Raw genomic sequence first — 17,420 nt, 5'->3', positions numbered from 1 at the left:
GCGGATCGAGGCAACATTGTTTCGCGTTGCACCGCCACTTGCGTCCGTATCTGCATCACTGCCGGCGTTCAGTGCGTCGGATTGTAATGGCAAGCAATGGTGACGCTTGGGATGTGGTGTTAAGATGAGCAACGGTAACTGCCATCAAGGCATGAACGTAAGGAGGACCCCATGGCATATGTGATCGCGCAGCCTTGCGTGGATGTCAAAGACAAGGCTTGTGTGGATGAATGCCCCGTGGACTGCATCTACGAAGGTGTGCGCACACTGTATATCAACCCGAATGAATGTGTGGACTGTGGCGCATGCGAACCTGTGTGCCCCACCGAAGCCATCTTCTATGAAGACGACCTTCCTGAGGAATGGGCATGGTACAAGGATGCGGCCGTGCAGTTCTTTGACGAAGTAGGAGACAAAGGTGGCGCTTCAGCGGCTGGACCGTTCGACCATGATGTGCCGCGCATCGCGCAGCTGCCTCCACAAAACAATGACTGACTGCATCCCTGAATACCAACGTCCCGTTGACTGGCCAAGCGCCGGCGACGGGACGTTTGTTATTGTGGGATACAAACACGATCCAGCAAAGGATATGCCATGGGATTTGAGCAGTTCTCGTCACCCTACGATTGGTCACGCATCGCACAATACCGTCGCACGGCGCAAGCAGCCGCCGGCGGTATGATCGACCTGTCGGTCGGCTCCCCGGTGGACCCCGTGCCCGATTCAGTACGCAAAGCGTTGGCCGCCGCATCCGCCGATCCCAATGCCCATGGTTATCCATTGACGATTGGCACACCGCAACTGCGTGAAGCGCTGCACACCTGGTTCCGTGATTGCCGTGACGTGCCCGACCTCGAGGCCATTGGCGCCTCGGTCGTGCCCACAGTGGGTTCCAAGGAAGCGGTGGCGTTGATGGCTTCGCTGTTGGGATTGGGCCACGGAGACGTGGTGGTCCAGCCGCGCGTGTCCTACCCGACCTATGAAATCGGTACGCAAATCGCAGGCGCCACCGTGCTCAAAGTCGATGATGTGGCCGATGTGGACAGTTGGGTGCATGAGCCCCATGTCAAAGCCATTTGGGTCAACTCGCCCAACAACCCCACAGGACGTGTGCTTGATGCCGCGGCGTTGGCTCGCATTGTGGACGCCGCACGCTCGATTGACGCCGTGGTGTTGTCTGACGAATGCTATGCGCTGATGGATTGGAGCCGCGCCTCACGCGAAGCGGTGGCACACGACCAGCCATTCGTTTCCTCGCCATGCGCGTTGCGGCATGATGTGTGCTCAGACAGTGCGCGCAATGTGCTCGTACTCTATTCGCTCAGTAAACAATCGAACATGGCCGGCTACCGTACAGCGGCTATTGCGGGTGATGCGGAAATCATAAAAACCATGACGCAGCTACGCAAACAAATCGGGCAGATCATACCCGGGCCCGTCCAGGCGGCGATGGCGGCGGGACTGGGCGACGTGGCGGCTGTGCGCACGCAATACGAACGCTACCGGCAGCGGCTCGGCACGCTCGTGCAGGGACTGCGCGCCTACGGATACGCGGCCGACATGCCACAAGGCGCGCTGTACGTGTGGGTGCGCGCCAAATCAGGAGACTGCTGGAGTGACATGGCAGCGCTAGCGCAAATCGGGATTATTGCAAGCCCGGGCGAGTTTTACGGCGCACCCGAATACTTGCGATTCTCGGCGACGGCGATCGACGAACAGATTGAACAAGCCTCGCAGCGGCTCGCACGCTGAAAGCTGTAGCGAGATGTGAGACCGGGGGTGGCGGACGGCAGCCCGAGATGGAGCGGTGGGAGGGTGCAGAAAAGCGTCATGCGCACGTGATGGCGTAGCCGCTCACAGCCCCCATTGCGCACTGTCTTTGCCGAACCGGCGACGTACTTCGTCAAGTGTGGACTCCACGTCACGCAACCGTGCACGAGGCGGCCGTGGACGGTGAGCCGTGGCGCGGGAATGCGCGGAAGGGTCGGAAGATACGGAAGGTGCGGAAGATCGGGAAGTCTGGGCAGACTGTGAAGACTGGACAGTTTGGGCAGTTTGGGCAGTTTGGGCAGTCTGGGGAGCTGGTGAAGTTCCTGAAGCCTGGGCGGATGCGACCGGCTTGGAACCGTGCGACGCGGAATTGCGCGACGCGGAATCGTGCAGTGCGGAATTGCGCGACGCGGCAGAATCCGCGGTAGCCTCTTCCAACAGCTCGTCGAGCGTGGGCTGAATGGCTGTTTGCGAGCGCTCGCTTAAGGAACTGACCGACATGCCGGCCAAACGGATGGGCCGGGGCAACGGCTGCGAAAGTGGACTATCGGTCCGCATGCCGAGCATTGTGTATAACTGGTCGAGCGTGGCCGCATACAAGTCGGCACCCATGTCAGTCGGGCGCTCCATCGTATACGAGCGCGTCATATAACTCAAGTCCGGCAAACGCAACTTGACGGTGACGGTGCGCGCCAACAGTTCTTTGCGGCGCAACGTGGAGGCCACGTCTTCGCAGCAGCGGTGCAACAGTGAGCGCACGACGGCTGCGTCGGTCGTGTCTTGCGCGAACGTGTGCTCGGATCCGATGGATTTCTCCTCACGCTGCGTGACCACTTCACGCAAGTCAATACCGCGTGCCGCTTGCCACAGATGATGCGCTCCGGAAGCTGAACCCGTGGCTTGAGCCAGTTCCTGCTCGCTGTACGTGGCCAGTTCGGTGACGGATGTGATGCCCCAGCTGTTGAGACGACGTTCCAGTGCGGGACCGATGCCGGGGATGCCACGCAGCGGCATGAGCTGCACGAAATCAGCCGAACGGTTGGCGGGAATCAGCAGCATGCCGTCGGGCTTGGCGTTCGTGGACGCCATCTTGGCCACAAGCTTGTTGCATGCGATGCCGACGGAACAGGTGATGTGAAAACGTTCGGCCACTTGCGCGCGGATCCAACGGGCGATCGCGGACGGACTGCCCCACTGCAGTAGCGCGGCGGACACGTCCATATAGCATTCGTCAACTGAGACGGGTTCAATGCGGTCGGTGACTTGGTGGAATACCGTCTGAAAAATCTGCCGCGAAATCTCGCGATAGTACCGGCCGTCCACGGGTAGAAAGACGCCGTTCGGGCACAGGCGGTGAGCTGTGGCGGCTGGCATGGCCGAATTGATGCCGTAGCGGCGCGCTTCATAATTGGCGGCCGAGACCACGGCGCGATGCCCCGTGCCAATAATTACGGGCAGCCCTTGCAGTTCAGGATGGCGCGCGATTTCCACGCTTGCAAAAAACGCATCCATGTCGATATGCAAGATCGTGCAGCCCGTTTCGTCATGGCCCCAGTCGCGTTTGGCGGCCGCGTTGCGCGGTGCAGTGCTCATGCGGGCCTCCTTGAAAAGCGGGATGGGTGAGATGAAGTGGGTTTGGTGGGGGGTTGTTTGAGTGAGGCGAGTGGCTAGGATGGCTGGGAGGGCGAGTGGCAGTGGGGTGGTTGCGTGGCGGTTGCGTGGCGGTTGCGTAGTTGGCGCGGGGCTGCGAGTGCGGGAAGCGACGCTGGCACGCGCTGACCATCCCCATTGTAGAAGAGCAACAACGACCAAGTGCGCAGCTTCCATAAGCGCTTCGGCGCGCAAGTCCTGCACGTACTTTGCACGCCTTTGTCGGTTTGCTGGCCCTCAGCGTCGATGGCTCCTTGACGTCCTCCTCGCCGTGAACGGCTGAGGATTCCAGCACTCATTGAGTTGCTGAGGTTTTACGTGCTCGTACGGATGCCTGATGGTTGCGATTTGCTTCCGGCGGGTCTTGTTCCGTGTTGGCGCGTTCGGCTTCGTCCAAGCCGAGCAAATGGTCGTATCCTCGTTTGAGGATGTTGATTGCCGCATTATGGTCGGCGTTCATGCGCATGTGGCATTGCTGGCATTGGAAGTCCGCTTGGCTTTTGCGGTTTCCGGTGCTGCAATGTGCACACTGGGAGCATGTTTGCGACGTGTACGCTGGGTTGACGAGAATCAGCCGGTTGGTTCCCGTCAGGGAGGTCTTGTAGGCAAGTTTTTGCGTGATGCCGCCCAACGCGGCGATGCGGAGCCCATGGTTCAATCCTCGTTTCGCGGCCTGTCCGTTGGGGAGCCATTTGCCGGGATTGTCAGGGTCTGGTTTCGCTTTTGCCTTGCGGCTCATGTTGTCAAGCTTGAGGTCTTCAAGCACGATGATGTCATAGTCTCGCACCAGACGGGTGGTGGCCTTGTGCTGCCAGTCGGCGATGATGTTATGCGCCTTGGCGTGCAAGTCCTTGATTTCCTGCCGGGTTTTTCGGTACATGTTCGACGGGTGCTTGCGATACTCCTTGCCGGTCTGGCCGGACAGTTTGACACGGCGCGCCTGTGCTTTCTGACGACGGCGTATCTCACGGTCGATTTTCTCCAGTTTGCCTTTAGGTAGGTCTTGGAACGCGCCGTCGGACAGGGCGAGAGTATGCTTGACGCCACGGTCGATGCCCACCATCGCACCGGTCATGGCACGCTCGACGGGTTGGGGCGTGTTGATGAACACGAGGGTTCGGGCTTCCCAGTCCACGCCCACACTCGTATAGTCGCGGATGGGTTGGCTGACGCGGATACGGATATGCAGGCTCCACCGGCATCCCTGCCCGCCCAGTCGGTATTGGCTGGGATTCTGGCCGGCGATGACGACTTCCCCATGATGCCGGTTGAATTGGTGGTAGTTCGCGTTCGCACCCTTGTTGTGCCAGCATACGAAATACTTGCGTTCGTGCTTCTTCTTGAACCGAGGCATGCTGCCGGGATTCTTGCCTTGCTTCTTCAGGGTTTTTCGACGCTTGTTCGCAGCCCACCATTCCGTGTTCTCGATACGGTTCGGGGATTGCAACACCATGGCGGGTACCGCAGCAAGCCATGAGCATTCCATACGCGCCTGCCGGTCGGTCCACTCGTTCACCGCGTAGCCGATGGGCACCAACTGTTCCTTGTATCGGTCCCATTTCTTACGGCGGGAACGCAACTGATTGAACCTGCACCTCCACGCATCGCACAACCAATCCATCACAATGTCTGGATTGGCGGAATACGTGGGTGCCTGCTCGCCGGAAGGCAGTGTGCCCATGCCGAGGAACGGGGCCGCGCCCCGCAGTTCGACACGTTCAATCACGACCTTCTGGCTCATACGATTCATTATATCACTACGCGCGTTATGAAACATTATGACCACCGTTTTTCTTGTGGCGTTTCCTCCCCGCCCTGAAGGGCGGGGCCTCCACGCCACAACAAGGTGAAGTTGCTCGTGAAGTGGTGTGGAATGTGCAGATGAAGCGCGCATAATTTGCATGGTCGGCAAAAGGTGCTATGCTTACAACCTGTTGCCGCTTGGCAACGCCGGAGTCATGCCTGAGTGGCCGATAGGGGCACCCTGCTAAGGTGTTAGTCGTGTAAGCGGCTCGAGGGTTCGAATCCCTCTGACTCCGCGGTGAGGGTTTCTGCCAATCGCGCAGAAACCCTTTTTTCTTTATCAAAACCGTTGGAAGCACTAGGTTTTAGGACTATCTATGGCAATGTTCCGCAAACCGCTCACCATGCGTATTGCAGCGTAAGAAGTGGTATTTTTGCGTTGCTAATGGGTCGTCTAATGGGTCGGTAACTCCTTGACGATCCACAGAGGTCACCGTCCCATTACCCACCACTCCGTCGCTCCATCCCGCAGCCTCTCTTTCTTCCTCTCTTTCTTCCTCTCTTTCTTCCTCTCTTTCTTCCCAACGCATCGTCGATCGTCGTTGCCCTCTTTGCTCGCGTAACTCGTACCGCTTCTGTACCACGGTGGTACATTCGCGCTACGGATTGGGGCAAGTTGTGGCATTTGCCGAGCCGCGTGGCCGCCTCTCTCCGCTAATCCGGCCCGCTAATCCGAGCCGCTAATCCAGCCTCACCAATTCGGCCCCAAGGGCGCCAATCCGCCCCTCCTCACTCGGCCCCGCTCGTCTCTCCCCGCAAGCTCTCTCGTCAAACTCGCCCCAGCCGCCCCGACCACCCCGACCACCCCAATCACCCGGCTCATCCCGCTCATCTCGCCCCCACAAACTCCGCCACCACCGCCCCCCGATTCCCCTGTGGTTGCCATTTGTTTTCATGAGCGAAATCCAGCGCACATTTTGTTCGCTACAGTGGAAGGCATGCAGCAAACTACCCCAACTGAAACCACTTCCTCAACTGGAGACGCTTCCGCCCCAGCCCCAGCCTCAGCCTCAGCTCCCGCGACCGCCCCGACTTCCCCAGCTCCCGCGTCCCTCGCGTCCCGATCGACCCCCGATTTCCCGACGCGCACCATTCCCGCCACGGCCACATCGCCGGTCATCTTTGAAACGCAACCGGACCGCACCGATTTGCCGCTCGTCGTCATGCCTTACGTTGTGGAGGGCATGATCGAGCCGTTCAAGCAGTGGTTCCCGATGCTCAAAGACGTGGCCCGCTTGCGCATGTACGAGGACTACACGCTGGACCCGGCCGAGTTCCTTACGCGCGCGGCCGACGCCGACGCGCTCATGGATATCGGCATGCATATCAGCGACGACATGCTCGAACAACTCGCCACGCACGTCAAATGCATCGCGTTCGGCGGCACGGGTGTCGCCAGTTATATTGATTTGGACCGCGCCAAGCAGGTGGGCTTGCGCGTGTGCAACATCGTGCATTACGGCGACCATGCTGTGGCTGAGTTCGCCATCGCGCTCATGTTCGAACTCGCGCGTCACGTTGGCGAACTCGACACGCAGCTGCGCGAGGGCAACTGGTCGGGCATGGACGGCATGCAGCTCTACGGCAAAAAGCTTGCGATCATTGGCTTGGGAGGCATCGGCAAGGTCGTCGCCCACATCGCCAACGGCCTGGGCATGCAGGTGCTGGCTTGGAACTCGCACACGTCACCTGAAGATTTCGCCGCGGAAAACGTCACGCCCGTCGACAGCATGGAAGAGCTCGTCGCTCAGGCCGACGTCGTGTCGATCCACATGCCGCTGTTCGATTCGACGCGCGGCATCATCACCAAGCAGGTCATCGACGCAATCCGCCCCGGCACGCTGTTCATCAATACGGCCCGTGCCGAAGTCATCGAGCCCGGCGCTCTCGAAGCGCGCCTGCTCAAGGGTGACGTGCCGGCTGCGCTCGATGTGTTCGAACAGGAACCGCTGCCCAAGGACTCGCCGCTGCTCACGATTCCGGGTTTGATCCTCACGCCGCATGTGGCTTGGCGTACGGACGGCGCTTACCATGAGCTGACTCGCCAAGTCGTGCAAGACATCGTCTCGTTCTTCAAGGGCGAGCGTTTCAACGTCGTCGACTGACCGCCGCGTTCATCCGCTCGGTTGCCGAATGCTCGCACGACTCGGGTGCGCGTGTCGCATCACGCTGCCCGCGCCACGTACGCTTGGGTTCGCGCTAGAGTGGAGAAGTTCGCTGCAACAAGACAGGAGGCGTCGTGCGCACGTTGCTTAATCCGCCGGACGCGCCGGCCCACGACAGTTTTGTCGAGAAAAAATCCGAGTTCATCGGCGACGCGGCTCACGTCGAGGATTTTGACGAGGCGCTCGCGTTCATTGCATCGGTGCGTGAGCGTCATCCGAAAGCCCGTCATGTGGCGTGGGCTGTGGTATGCAGCGACGAGTTCGGCAACGCGCGTGAGCGTATGAGTGACGACGGGGAACCGTCCGGTACGGCTGGCAAGCCGATTCTTGAGGCGCTGCGCATGAACGGCTTGACCAATACGGTGGTCACAGTGACGCGTTATTTTGGCGGCATTCTGCTGGGTTCCGGCGGTTTGACGCGCGCGTATTCCACGGGTGCCGTCATGGCTGTGCGTGCCGGTGAGCAGGCTGAGCTCGTCGAGTGCCGCGTGGGAACTGTCACGTTGACGTATGCCCAGCTCGAGCCGTTCCGCCAGCTGCTGACTGCCGTGCAAGGCGTGCAAGGGCCGACCGAGTACACGGACGCCGTGGAGCTTGGGTTCAACGTGCCGGTTGCGAACGTCGACGCGCTGTCCGCTGCCGTCACCGAGCGTTTCAACGCGTCGGTTTCGCCCGTTTTCCAAGGCGTTGTGATGCGCGCCGTGCCGCAGTCTTGTTGATTTTTTCAGTATCATTGTTATTTCCGCCCAACCCTCGTAAAGGATGCATGCGTCATGGCTGACCCTCAGGAACACGCTGACCTTGAGCAACCCGTTGCCGAACCTGCCGATGCTGCCACACCGCAGCATGACACTGAATCCGAAGCCGCGCAGTTCGAACCGTTGACGGCCACGTATGAACACCTGCGCCATTCCGAGAATGCTGACGAATTGCATGATTTTGCGGTGCGTGAGCTGCCTGACCGTGCCGATCTGGCTGCGTTTTCGCGAGCGACGGCATTGCTTGAGGCTGTGGCTGGCAATGAGCATACGCCCGTAGAGGACCGTGTGCATTTGGCGCAAACGATGCCGTTCCCGAATGTGCTCGTCAAACTGTCGCAGGATGCCCAAGCCCAAGTACGCCAAGCGGTGGCTTCCAACACGGATTGCAAGAACTGGCTCGTGGGCCGCTTGACCAAAGATGATGATGCGCAGGTGCGTTCCGCTGCGCTGCATAATCCGCAGACGTCGTGGAAAATGCGTCTGGAAGGCGCGCAAAACCCTGATGTGGATGCGCAAACGCTTGATTTTCTAGGAAAACTGGGTGTGGAGATTGAGCCGTCGGCGCCGATGGTGCTCTCGACGATGGTGCGTCGGGCTGTGGCGCTGAATCCATCGACAAGCCAGGAGACAATCACTCGTCTGGCCAACGATGGAATGCCAGAAGTGGCACGCGCAGCGCGATCGCGACTGTGATGAGTGGTGGAATATACCGCGATTTGGTGCGCATTGGTTACGCAAATTGATGCATATTTTGGCAAATGTCCCAAAAAACGTGGTTGTTTTGTTGAAATCGTGCGCGTTTGGCTGATCTTTTGCTTAAACTGATGCACATGACAGAGCAACAGGAAACAGAATCGCCCGAGCGCCTCGCACGGCCGCTCATTCGTCTGGCATCCATGCTGGGTGTCGCCACGAGTTACACGGGCATGTCCCATGATTTTCATGAGATTAGCGACGAGGTCCTCATCGCTATTCTCGCCGCGTTGGGTATCGACGCCTCCACTGAGGAGAACGTAGAGAACGCCATCGCCACAATCCAGCGCCAGGAAAACAGCCGTCTGGTCGCTCCCACGGTGCTGCACACGGTTGGCAAGAGCGAAGAAGTGCGTCTGCACGTTGGCGTGCTTGAAGTACCGGAAGCCACGATCACGTTGGAAGATGGCACGACGTATGCCGGCGATCTGCAGATCAGCGGCGACCTGGATGCCAAGGTGCATGATGTTGATGGCGAGTTTGTGGGCGCGGCACTGCTGACGTTGCCCGCTGATCTGCCAGTCGGCTATCACACGCTGACCGTCAAGGCTGGCGACCGCACGGCTGAAGCCACGCTGATCAGCGCTCCTGAGCGCATTCCGCTGTTGCCGCCGATGCAAGCCGGTTCGTTGTGGGGTTGGATGGCCCAGATTTATTCGATTCGTTCCGAACAGTCCTGGGGCATGGGTGATTTCGATGACCTGCGTCAGCTGCTCGTGGATGCCAAGCTGCGTTCCAACGCCGACTTTGTGCTCGTGAACCCGTTGCATGCGGGCGAGCCCGTGGCCCCGTTGACGCCATCGCCGTATCTGCCTGTGTCGCGCCGGTTTGTCAACTTCACCTACATCAGCCCGCGCAATATCCCTGAATATTACGGGCTCAGCGACGATCAGAAGGCTCGCATCGCCGAGCTGCATGATTCCGTCGAACCGCTCAATGGCGATGCGCAGTTGATTGACCGCGACGCGATGTGGCAGGCCAAGATGGAAGCGCTGTGGATCATCTTCAAGGATGGCCCGCGTACCGACGATCGCAAGAACGCGTTTGAAGCGTTCAAGCAGGATTGCGGCCAGGAGCTCGAAGCCTACGCTACCTGGTGCCTGTGCTACGACAAGTGGGGTGCGCCCACCACTGATCCCGAAAACTGGGAGAACAAGTACACGAAGGACTCCCCGGAAATCGCGTATATTCGCGAACGCTTCCCTGAAACGTTGGAGTTCTACCGCTGGCTCGAGTGGATTGCCACCGAGCAGCTGCAGGCGGCCCAGCAGGCGGCCCGCAAGGCCGGCATGAAGATCGGCCTCATGGCCGACATGGCTGTGGGCGTGCATCCGCAGGGCGCCGATGTGTGGTGGAATCCTGAACGCTTTGCCAAGGGTGCGACCGTGGGCGCCCCGCCGGACATGTTCAACCAGCAGGGCCAGGATTGGAGCCAGCCGCCGCTGAGCCCGGTCGCGCTCAAGGAATCCGGTTACAAGGTGTACCGCGATATGGTGCATGGCATGTTCCTGCAGGCCGGCGCTGTGCGCATCGACCATATTCTGGGCTTGTTCCGCCTGTGGTGGATTCCGCAGGGCCATCCGGCCACTGATGGCACCTACGTTTATTACGACCACAATGCGATGCTGAGCATCCTGGCCATTGAGGCATCTCGCGGCAATGGCGTCGTGGTCGGCGAGGATTTGGGCGTCGTGCCGCCGTACGTGTCGAAGGTGCTTTCCGAGCGTGGCATCTTGGGCTGCGCTGTGGAATGGTTCGAGCAGATGGATGGCGTGTTTGTGCCGCCGAAGCACTGGCGTGAATACGCGTTGGCTTCCGTGGACGTGCATGATATGCCGCCGGCTGCAGGCTACCTGGAGTTTGAGCATGTCAAGGTGCGTGAACGTCTGGGCCTGTTGGCTGATGGCGCCGACGAGTTCCAGGCCAATGCCGAACGCGAGCAGCAGGCCATGGTGCAGATGCTGTGCGATGAAGGCTTCCTCAAGCCTGAAGACTTGGCCGACGATGAGCACCGTGTGGAACGCATTGTTGATGCACTCTATGTGGCGCTGCAGGATTCGCCGTGCAAGCTCAAGGCTGCCGCGATCGTTGATGGTACGGGCGAGCGTCGCACGCAGAACCAGCCCGGCACGAACAACGAGTATCCGAACTGGCGCATTCCGCTTGCGGACGCCCAGGGCAATGTGGTGCCGCTTGAACACCTGTTCGAGACCAAGGGCATGCGTCGTATTGCCAACATCATGAATGGCAAGGACTGAGCCCAATCTGCACGGTCGACCCGCTGATGAGCGGGCATGCTGATCACTGTTGCCGATGACCCGCGACACGCCGAGTGTTGCGGGTCATCGGCATTTTGTGCACGTTTGGCCGCAAAAGTCAAAGCGCTTGATACACTAGAGGATTGTTGTGTTTCCCTACGGGGTCCTTCAAAGCGCTTTCCCACTCGCCATAAGGACTTTCAGGGAGCCCACGGTAATGAGATTCAAGCCCAAGCGGAGGCGGATGCTTCAACCGCGCCGTAAGAGCAAGGATCCGGAACACAATATATAGAAAAGGACCATCGTGAAAACTTTCACACCGAAGCCAGCTGATCTGACTCACGACTGGTATGTCATTGACGCTACCGACGTGGTGCTCGGTCGCCTCGCTTCCCAGGCAGCGGTTCTGCTGCGTGGCAAGAACAAGCCGTCGTTCGCACCGCATGCTGATTCCGGCAACTTCGTCATCATCATCAACGCTGACAAGATTGCCTTCACGGGCAACAAGATGGGCAAGGAACTCTACGCCCACTCCGGTCGTCCCGGTGGCCTGCGCCGCGACAGCTACGCCCAGCTGATGGCTGCTGGCAAGCCTGAGCGCATCATCATGTCCGCTATCAAGGGCATGCTGCCGAAGAACAAGCTGTCCAAGGTGCAGCTTGATCGTCTGCGCATCTACAAGGGTGCCGAACATCCGCACGCTGGCCAGAACCCACAGGTCTTCGAGATCGAGCAGATCTCGCAGCAGGCTAAGTGAACCGAAGGAGAGTAAGAACAATGGCTGAAAACACCAACAACTCCACGGTTCAGGAAACCGAAGAGGCAGTCGCTTTCACTACCGAGACCAACGCTGGCGCCGGCACCGGCACCTCCACGATCGCCCCGGGCTACGGCACGGGTCGTCGTAAGGAAGCAGTCGCCCGTGTGCGTCTGGTTCCGGGTTCGGGCAAGTGGACCATCAACGGCCGCACCTTGGAAGAGTATTTCCCGTCCAAGCTGCTGCAGCGTGAGGTCAACTCGCCGATCGTGCTGCTCAAGCTCGAGAACAAGTTCGATATCATCGTCCTCGTTGACGGTGGCGGCACCACGGGCCAGGCTGGCGCAATCCGCCTGGGTGTGGCCCGCGCACTGAACGCCATCGACCGCGATGCCAACCGCGCAGCCCTGAAGAAGGCTGGCTTCCTGACCCGCGACGCTCGCGTCGTGGAACGCAAGAAGGCCGGTCTGCACAAGGCTCGTCGTGCACCGCAGTTCTCCAAGCGTTAATGCACCGCTGCATTCGCAGCATTGCACAAAGCCCCGTTCGCGTCATGCGCAACGGGGCTTTGCCCGTATATGAGCTCGCATCAAGCGTAACCATGGCACGAGCCGAACAATCATTGGGCATTCATGCGTGCATCGCTCACAGCCTTATAGCCCTACAAATCCACGCTCGTCGAGGCGTCAGTGCTACGCTGAGCAGCAGTTGCTGTGCAGCACAATGGCGTACAGCACAGCAGCCACTTCTTGTGCTGTCCCAATATTCATGCCGTTCGACAATTATCCACGAGCTGTGACCAAGTTGGCATCAACGGCCAATCATGACGCCAGCAAGCTGATGCTATTGGCTGGAATGCGCCATACCATGCCATCGCTGCCATCGTTGCCAGACCGGTTCGCGAGTTCAGCCGCAGGCTGGTCCATATCCCGTTCCCGCGTTGCACCATGGTTTGCCGATGCCACTTCCTTCGCTCCTTGAGGCTTCATGTTGCGTGTCTCAACGCCCTCAAGCCCGTCATGCGCCATCGGGGGACGCTTGCCGTCTTTTAAGTTCACCGTGGCAGCACGATCTTCAATATCCTGCGCATCCTCAACGTCTTGGGCATCCTGGTTCGCATCTGTACCACGCGAATACAGGAACGGCGCGTCATCATGCACTTGGGCGCTTGACCACAGCATGCGCCATTCGCAATCCGCAGGCAACACCATGTCAAGGTCGTCAGCGCCGCTATTGACCACAATGGCCACGCTGCGCTCATGACCTGAAGCCAACCGCATCGTGAACGCATGAATCGCGTCGCTATGCCAGTCGGTATCGCGCGGTGTGGAACCGTCCGGCAGGAACCATTCCACGCGGCTCTTGGTACGTTTTTTGAGTCCCAACTGCGTCAAACGCGTGAAGAAATCCTCATGATGATAAATGTCAAGCGTTTTGCGCAATGCAATCAGGTCGGCCAAACTGCGCATCCGGCGGCGTTCCGGACTGTCATCAGGGCCATGAATCCAACTCCAGTCAAGCCATGTGGTCTCATCGTCCAAGCAATAGGCGTTGTTGTTACCCTGTTGCGAATTGCCAAACTCGTCGCCGGCCAGCATCATCGGCGTACCCAACGACAGCATCAGCATGCCAAGCAGGTTCATGGCCGCGCGTTCACGCACATTGAGCACAAGCGCGTTGTTGCTCGGCCCTTCCACACCAAAATTGGCTGAATGGTTATGCGAAGCGCCATCACGGTTCTGCTCGCCATTGGCCTCATTATGTTTGCGTTCATACGACACGAGGTCGGCCAGTGTGAACCCGTCATGCGCTGTAACAAAATTGATCGAACTTGAAGCGCCACGACCCGGATTCGTCGCGAACACATCAGCCGAACCGCACAGGCGTGTGGCAATTTCCTGCATCGACACCATCGGCTTGGCTTTCATCGACGCATGCGGCGCAAGCCGGGCGGCTACATCAGTGACCCAGAACGAGCGTGCCGTATCGCGGAAGCGGTCGTTCCATTCACTAAACGGCGTCAGGAACTGGCCCGTACGCCACCCGTCAGGACCCACATCCCACGGCTCCATAATCAGTTTCAAGTTGCCGAGCAACTGGTCGGAACGCAACGCATACAAGAACGGATGGTACGGCGTAAACGAACCGTTCAACCGGGCCGTGGACACGGCCAAATCAAAACGGAAGCCGTCAATGCCAATGCGCTTGGCCCAGTAGCTCAACGAATCCACAGCAAACATCACGTTATGCGTGTCGGTGAAGTCCAATGTGTTGCCGCAACCTGTCGTGTCTTCCAAATGCCCCGGATGCGCGGACTGCCGGTAGGTCGACAAATTGTCAAGCCCCCGCCAAGATACGGTCATACCTTCATTGCCGCCCTCGCACGTATGGTTGAACACCACATCCATGATCACTTCAAACCCGGCCTGGTGCAACGCCTTGACCATGTCGATGACCTCCTGGCGCACGGCTGTGGCCCCTTGCTGTTGCGCCTTCTTGGTGGCATACGAGGGCTCGGGGGAGAAGTAGTTGAGCGTGGAATAGCCCCAATAGTTACGTTTGCCTTGCTGTTGCAAGAACAGCTCAGGTTGCTTGGCGTGAATAGGCATCAATTCAATGGACGTGACGCCCAGTTCCTGCAGATAACTGAGCGTCTTGGGATGCGCAAGACCCGCGTACGTGCCGCGCAGTTCGGGCGCAAGCCAAGGCGCGCGGGCCGTGAACCCCTTGACGTGCAGCTCGTAAATCACAGTCTTACGCCACTGCACATGCGGATGAACGGGATCGCGATCATGTTTGGTGACGTCACGGTCGTCAATGGCCACTGAATACGGCACTTTGCCGAGCGAATCCAACGTGCTCATGCGGCCGTAACAGTCACCCACCACGCGGCCGTCACGAATCTCACACTCGTAAGCAAACGCGGCCGGATCAAGCTGAGCCGTGCCCTCAATGCCCTTGCCGTACGGATCGATCAAAAACTTGTACGGATTGAACATGAGCCCATGGCGCGGATCCCACACGCCGTTCGCGCGGAACCCATACATCATGCCATCCCAAGCCTTGGGCAGATGCACATACCACAGGCCGTAATTCGGGCCATCCATGCGAAACAGCGTTTCTCTCATGGCATAACCCGGTACGCGACGTGTGACCACGCGGTGTTCCATCATAGGTTCAACGAACGCGGCCGCCGAATCGTCGGGCAGGCGGATCGCATCCAAATAGAATTCACTCGGACCATCAAGCGGTTCGAGCACACTGAGCCACATCGCCTCGGCCGTCTCCGAGCGCACGATGATATCCGCTCCGCCGTCCTGTGTAAAGAACAGTCCCGGGCGAGTGGCGTACCGATGAAGCTTCTGTAATTGCATGCCCATAATTTTATAAGACAAATGTGCATGTTTTGTGGAGATATTACCATGAGAAAGCGGGGTGTGAGCGGCGTGTGGAACGCTTGAGATTTCCATGGTTTCCAACGTTTTCGGGCGTTGCGGAACGTGGGTGAACGCTGGTGAACGTTTGCTTGAACGCTGGTTGAACGTGGGGGCGCGTTGGGTGACGTTGGCTGGAGAGCTGCGGAGCCTTGAGCAGGGACGCTTGAATAGGGGCGTTGGAGGGCGTCCGAGGGAACCCGCGTTGAGGAGTGACGAATATGGGGCGTTGAGGGTGAAAAACGTGCGGAGGGTGAGGAGCGTGCCGCGGGTGGGGAACGTGCCGGACGGCCGGCTGCCAGCGTTACGCAAGCCCGTTCAACAGCGCGGCCGGCTCACGCAAGTGCTGCGACAACACGAGCAGCGCGGCGCCACGCACGTCGTCACCGTCATCTTCGGGCGCCAGAGTCAGCGAGAACTGGCGCGTGCCGCAGCGCTCGCAGACGCGTTCGTAGAGCCGCAGCACATCGTGCTCGTCCAGATATTGCGCAGCCTCGCCGACGATGACGATGTCGACGTCGACGCAGGCGCGCAGGTTTGACAAAACTGTGGAAAAGTGATCCATCCACTCGTCCATGCGTTGGCGATGATGCAGCTCGCCTTGCTCGAGCACGCTGAAGAAACCCGGCAGCGACTCGCCTTCCTCCGGCAGCATCGCAAGCCCGCAGTACGCGTTCGCACATCCCGAACGTCCGCACTGGCAGGGCTTGCCCCCCGGCACGAGCGTCATGTGCCCCACGGCTTCGTTGCTGACGGCTCCGCGCGGCCGATGGATGCGACCGTCGAGCACGAGCGTGGCGCCCACGTGTCGCCCGAGCGTTACGTACCAAGCGTCGCGCGGACCGTCCTCGCGCAAGCGCGCCATCGCACGCGCCTCACCGCAGCCCACGAGCGAGACGGGACGGCGCAGCGCTTCGTTGAGCATTGTCAACGGAATGCGGCACGAGCCACGCTCTTCATCGTGCGTAAACGTGATGCCATCCTCGTCGATCGTCGCCGCTCCCGACACGCACACGGCGATGCCGAGCACGTGCGGCGAGCCCTTGAGATCGGCCAAAAAGTCACTGAGCAGCGTGCCCGCGCGGTGATAGTAGAGCTGTTCGTTGCGGTAGGGCAGCGGGACGCGGCGTCGTGCGACAAGATTGCCCGCCAAGTCCACGGCCATGCACGTCAACATGGTCCGCCTCATGGACACGCCGACCACAACGTGACCGTCCGTCGCGATTGTGAACATGTCGGGGCGTCTGCCGCCTGTGGACTCGTCATGTCCCGTGCGTTGCAGCAGACCGGCCTGCTCAATCTGCTGCAACGCCGCGGCCACAGTCGGCGCGCTCATCGCCAACTGCTCGCCGATGGCGCGTCTCGTGCGCGGCATGCCGTCAATCAGCAGGTTGAACACGGCGTCCCGGCTCGGCAGCGGTTGGGGGCGTGCAAACAGGCGGCTCTGTGCCGGCGTGGCGGACGGCTCGGCTGAGCTGGGCGGTGCAGTGGTGTTGAGCGGTGCGGTTGTTGCGGACGAAGCTGTGGGCTGTGCTGTGGGGGAGAGTTGCGTTGAGAAAGGGGAGGGGGCGGCTGTTTGTAACATGTCGGGTTCCTTGGATGCGGGCTGCGGATTGCGGGCCGCGCGGGCGTTACGTCACTGGAGTGCGCGCGCGGTGTGGCCGGGACTGTTGGTGCGGGTCGGGAGCGGTACTGCTCGGAACGGTATTGTTCGGAACTGTACTGCTGAGTTGCGGGCAATGATTTTCTATTTCTGTGGTTGCAGCATAGCTTTTCACAACTCACTTTGCAAAAGTAGTCGATGTTTGACCGCTTTTCTCAAGTGACTTTATGAAAGTTGGAATATCTAGCGTGCGAAAGTGTTGTACGTGATGGTACAAAACCGCACATCGCACCGGAAAATCGCATATTTGATCGAGAATTCCATCAATAAACGATAAGAGTAGAACAAAAACCGCTCAATAGTGAACGATAGGCCATAAGTTGGCATGCTCTGGTTTTCTGTGATCCGAATGGGTACATTAGTGAATCAGGTCACATTGCGATGTGCATCAGCCGTCGGCCAAGAC

The 17,420-nt window shown here is 59.4% G+C and carries 12 protein-coding genes and 1 tRNA gene; 9 read left to right on the top strand and 4 right to left on the bottom strand.

Annotated features, from left to right (window positions below):
* Nucleotides 1–171 precede the first annotated feature (171 nt).
* Both fdxA and dapC read left to right on the top strand, forming a co-directional pair.
* A complete protein-coding gene (gene fdxA, locus BGLCM_RS02115) occupies nucleotides 172–495 on the top strand; it encodes a ferredoxin (protein ID WP_006295300.1) in 324 nt (107 codons plus the stop codon).
* 99 nt (nucleotides 496–594) lie between these two features.
* Complete coding sequence (dapC, locus tag BGLCM_RS02110) at nucleotides 595–1,752, top strand: succinyldiaminopimelate transaminase (protein ID WP_006295298.1); 1,158 nt, start codon at nucleotides 595–597, stop codon at nucleotides 1,750–1,752.
* Nucleotides 1,753–1,854: 102 nt separating this feature from the next.
* On the opposite strand, the gene dinB is transcribed toward dapC, so the two are convergent.
* Nucleotides 1,855–3,363, bottom strand: a complete 1,509-nt coding sequence (dinB, locus tag BGLCM_RS02105) for a DNA polymerase IV (protein ID WP_006295297.1) — start codon at nucleotides 3,361–3,363, stop codon at nucleotides 1,855–1,857.
* Between the two features lie 352 nt (nucleotides 3,364–3,715).
* Nucleotides 3,716–5,161, bottom strand: coding sequence for an RNA-guided endonuclease InsQ/TnpB family protein (locus BGLCM_RS02100; RefSeq protein WP_044084509.1), 1,446 nt, complete (start codon nucleotides 5,159–5,161; stop codon nucleotides 3,716–3,718).
* A 211-nt stretch (nucleotides 5,162–5,372) separates the two neighbouring features.
* Here BGLCM_RS02100 and BGLCM_RS02095 point away from each other — a divergent pair.
* The 7 genes from BGLCM_RS02095 (at nucleotide 5,373) to rpsI (ending at nucleotide 12,426) form a co-directional block, all read left to right on the top strand.
* Nucleotides 5,373–5,459: transfer RNA gene (locus BGLCM_RS02095), tRNA-Ser, on the top strand.
* A gap of 927 nt (nucleotides 5,460–6,386) precedes the next feature.
* The gene (locus tag BGLCM_RS02085; RefSeq protein ID WP_006295292.1) at nucleotides 6,387–7,328 is read left to right on the top strand and encodes a D-2-hydroxyacid dehydrogenase family protein; all 942 of its coding nucleotides are present in this window, start codon (nucleotides 6,387–6,389) and stop codon (nucleotides 7,326–7,328) included.
* Between the two features lie 134 nt (nucleotides 7,329–7,462).
* Nucleotides 7,463–8,107 carry an IMPACT family protein gene (locus tag BGLCM_RS02080; protein WP_006295290.1) on the top strand — a complete coding sequence of 215 codons (645 nt, stop codon included), beginning with the start codon at nucleotides 7,463–7,465 and terminating at the stop codon, nucleotides 8,105–8,107.
* A gap of 54 nt (nucleotides 8,108–8,161) precedes the next feature.
* Nucleotides 8,162–8,842 (top strand): AbrB family transcriptional regulator, encoded by a 681-nt coding sequence (locus BGLCM_RS02075; protein WP_006295289.1) that lies wholly within the window; start codon nucleotides 8,162–8,164, stop codon nucleotides 8,840–8,842.
* Between the two features lie 137 nt (nucleotides 8,843–8,979).
* Nucleotides 8,980–11,160 carry a 4-alpha-glucanotransferase gene (malQ, locus tag BGLCM_RS02070; protein ID WP_044084601.1) on the top strand — a complete coding sequence of 727 codons (2,181 nt, stop codon included), beginning with the start codon at nucleotides 8,980–8,982 and terminating at the stop codon, nucleotides 11,158–11,160.
* Between the two features lie 304 nt (nucleotides 11,161–11,464).
* Entirely contained in the window at nucleotides 11,465–11,917 is a 453-nt protein-coding gene (gene rplM, locus BGLCM_RS02065; protein WP_006295286.1) for a 50S ribosomal protein L13, read from the top strand.
* 20 nt (nucleotides 11,918–11,937) lie between these two features.
* Nucleotides 11,938–12,426 (top strand): 30S ribosomal protein S9, encoded by a 489-nt coding sequence (gene rpsI, locus BGLCM_RS02060; RefSeq protein WP_006295285.1) that lies wholly within the window; start codon nucleotides 11,938–11,940, stop codon nucleotides 12,424–12,426.
* A gap of 312 nt (nucleotides 12,427–12,738) precedes the next feature.
* Here the strand turns inward: rpsI and glgX are convergent, their stop codons facing one another.
* Both glgX and BGLCM_RS02050 read right to left on the bottom strand, forming a co-directional pair.
* A complete protein-coding gene (gene glgX / locus BGLCM_RS02055) occupies nucleotides 12,739–15,291 on the bottom strand; it encodes a glycogen debranching protein GlgX (RefSeq protein WP_044084600.1) in 2,553 nt (850 codons plus the stop codon).
* A 364-nt stretch (nucleotides 15,292–15,655) separates the two neighbouring features.
* On the bottom strand, nucleotides 15,656–16,936 hold the full coding sequence (locus BGLCM_RS02050; RefSeq protein WP_044084507.1) for an ROK family protein: 1,281 nt from the start codon (nucleotides 16,934–16,936) through the stop codon (nucleotides 15,656–15,658).
* Nucleotides 16,937–17,420: the final 484 nt, after the last annotated feature.

Origin of the sequence: Bifidobacterium gallicum DSM 20093 = LMG 11596 (genome assembly GCF_000741205.1) — a bacterium.
Classification (GTDB): Bacteria; Actinomycetota; Actinomycetes; order Actinomycetales; family Bifidobacteriaceae; genus Bifidobacterium; species Bifidobacterium gallicum.
The sequence above is the reverse complement of the archived record's forward strand: the minus strand, read 5'-3'. Positions and strand labels throughout refer to the sequence as shown.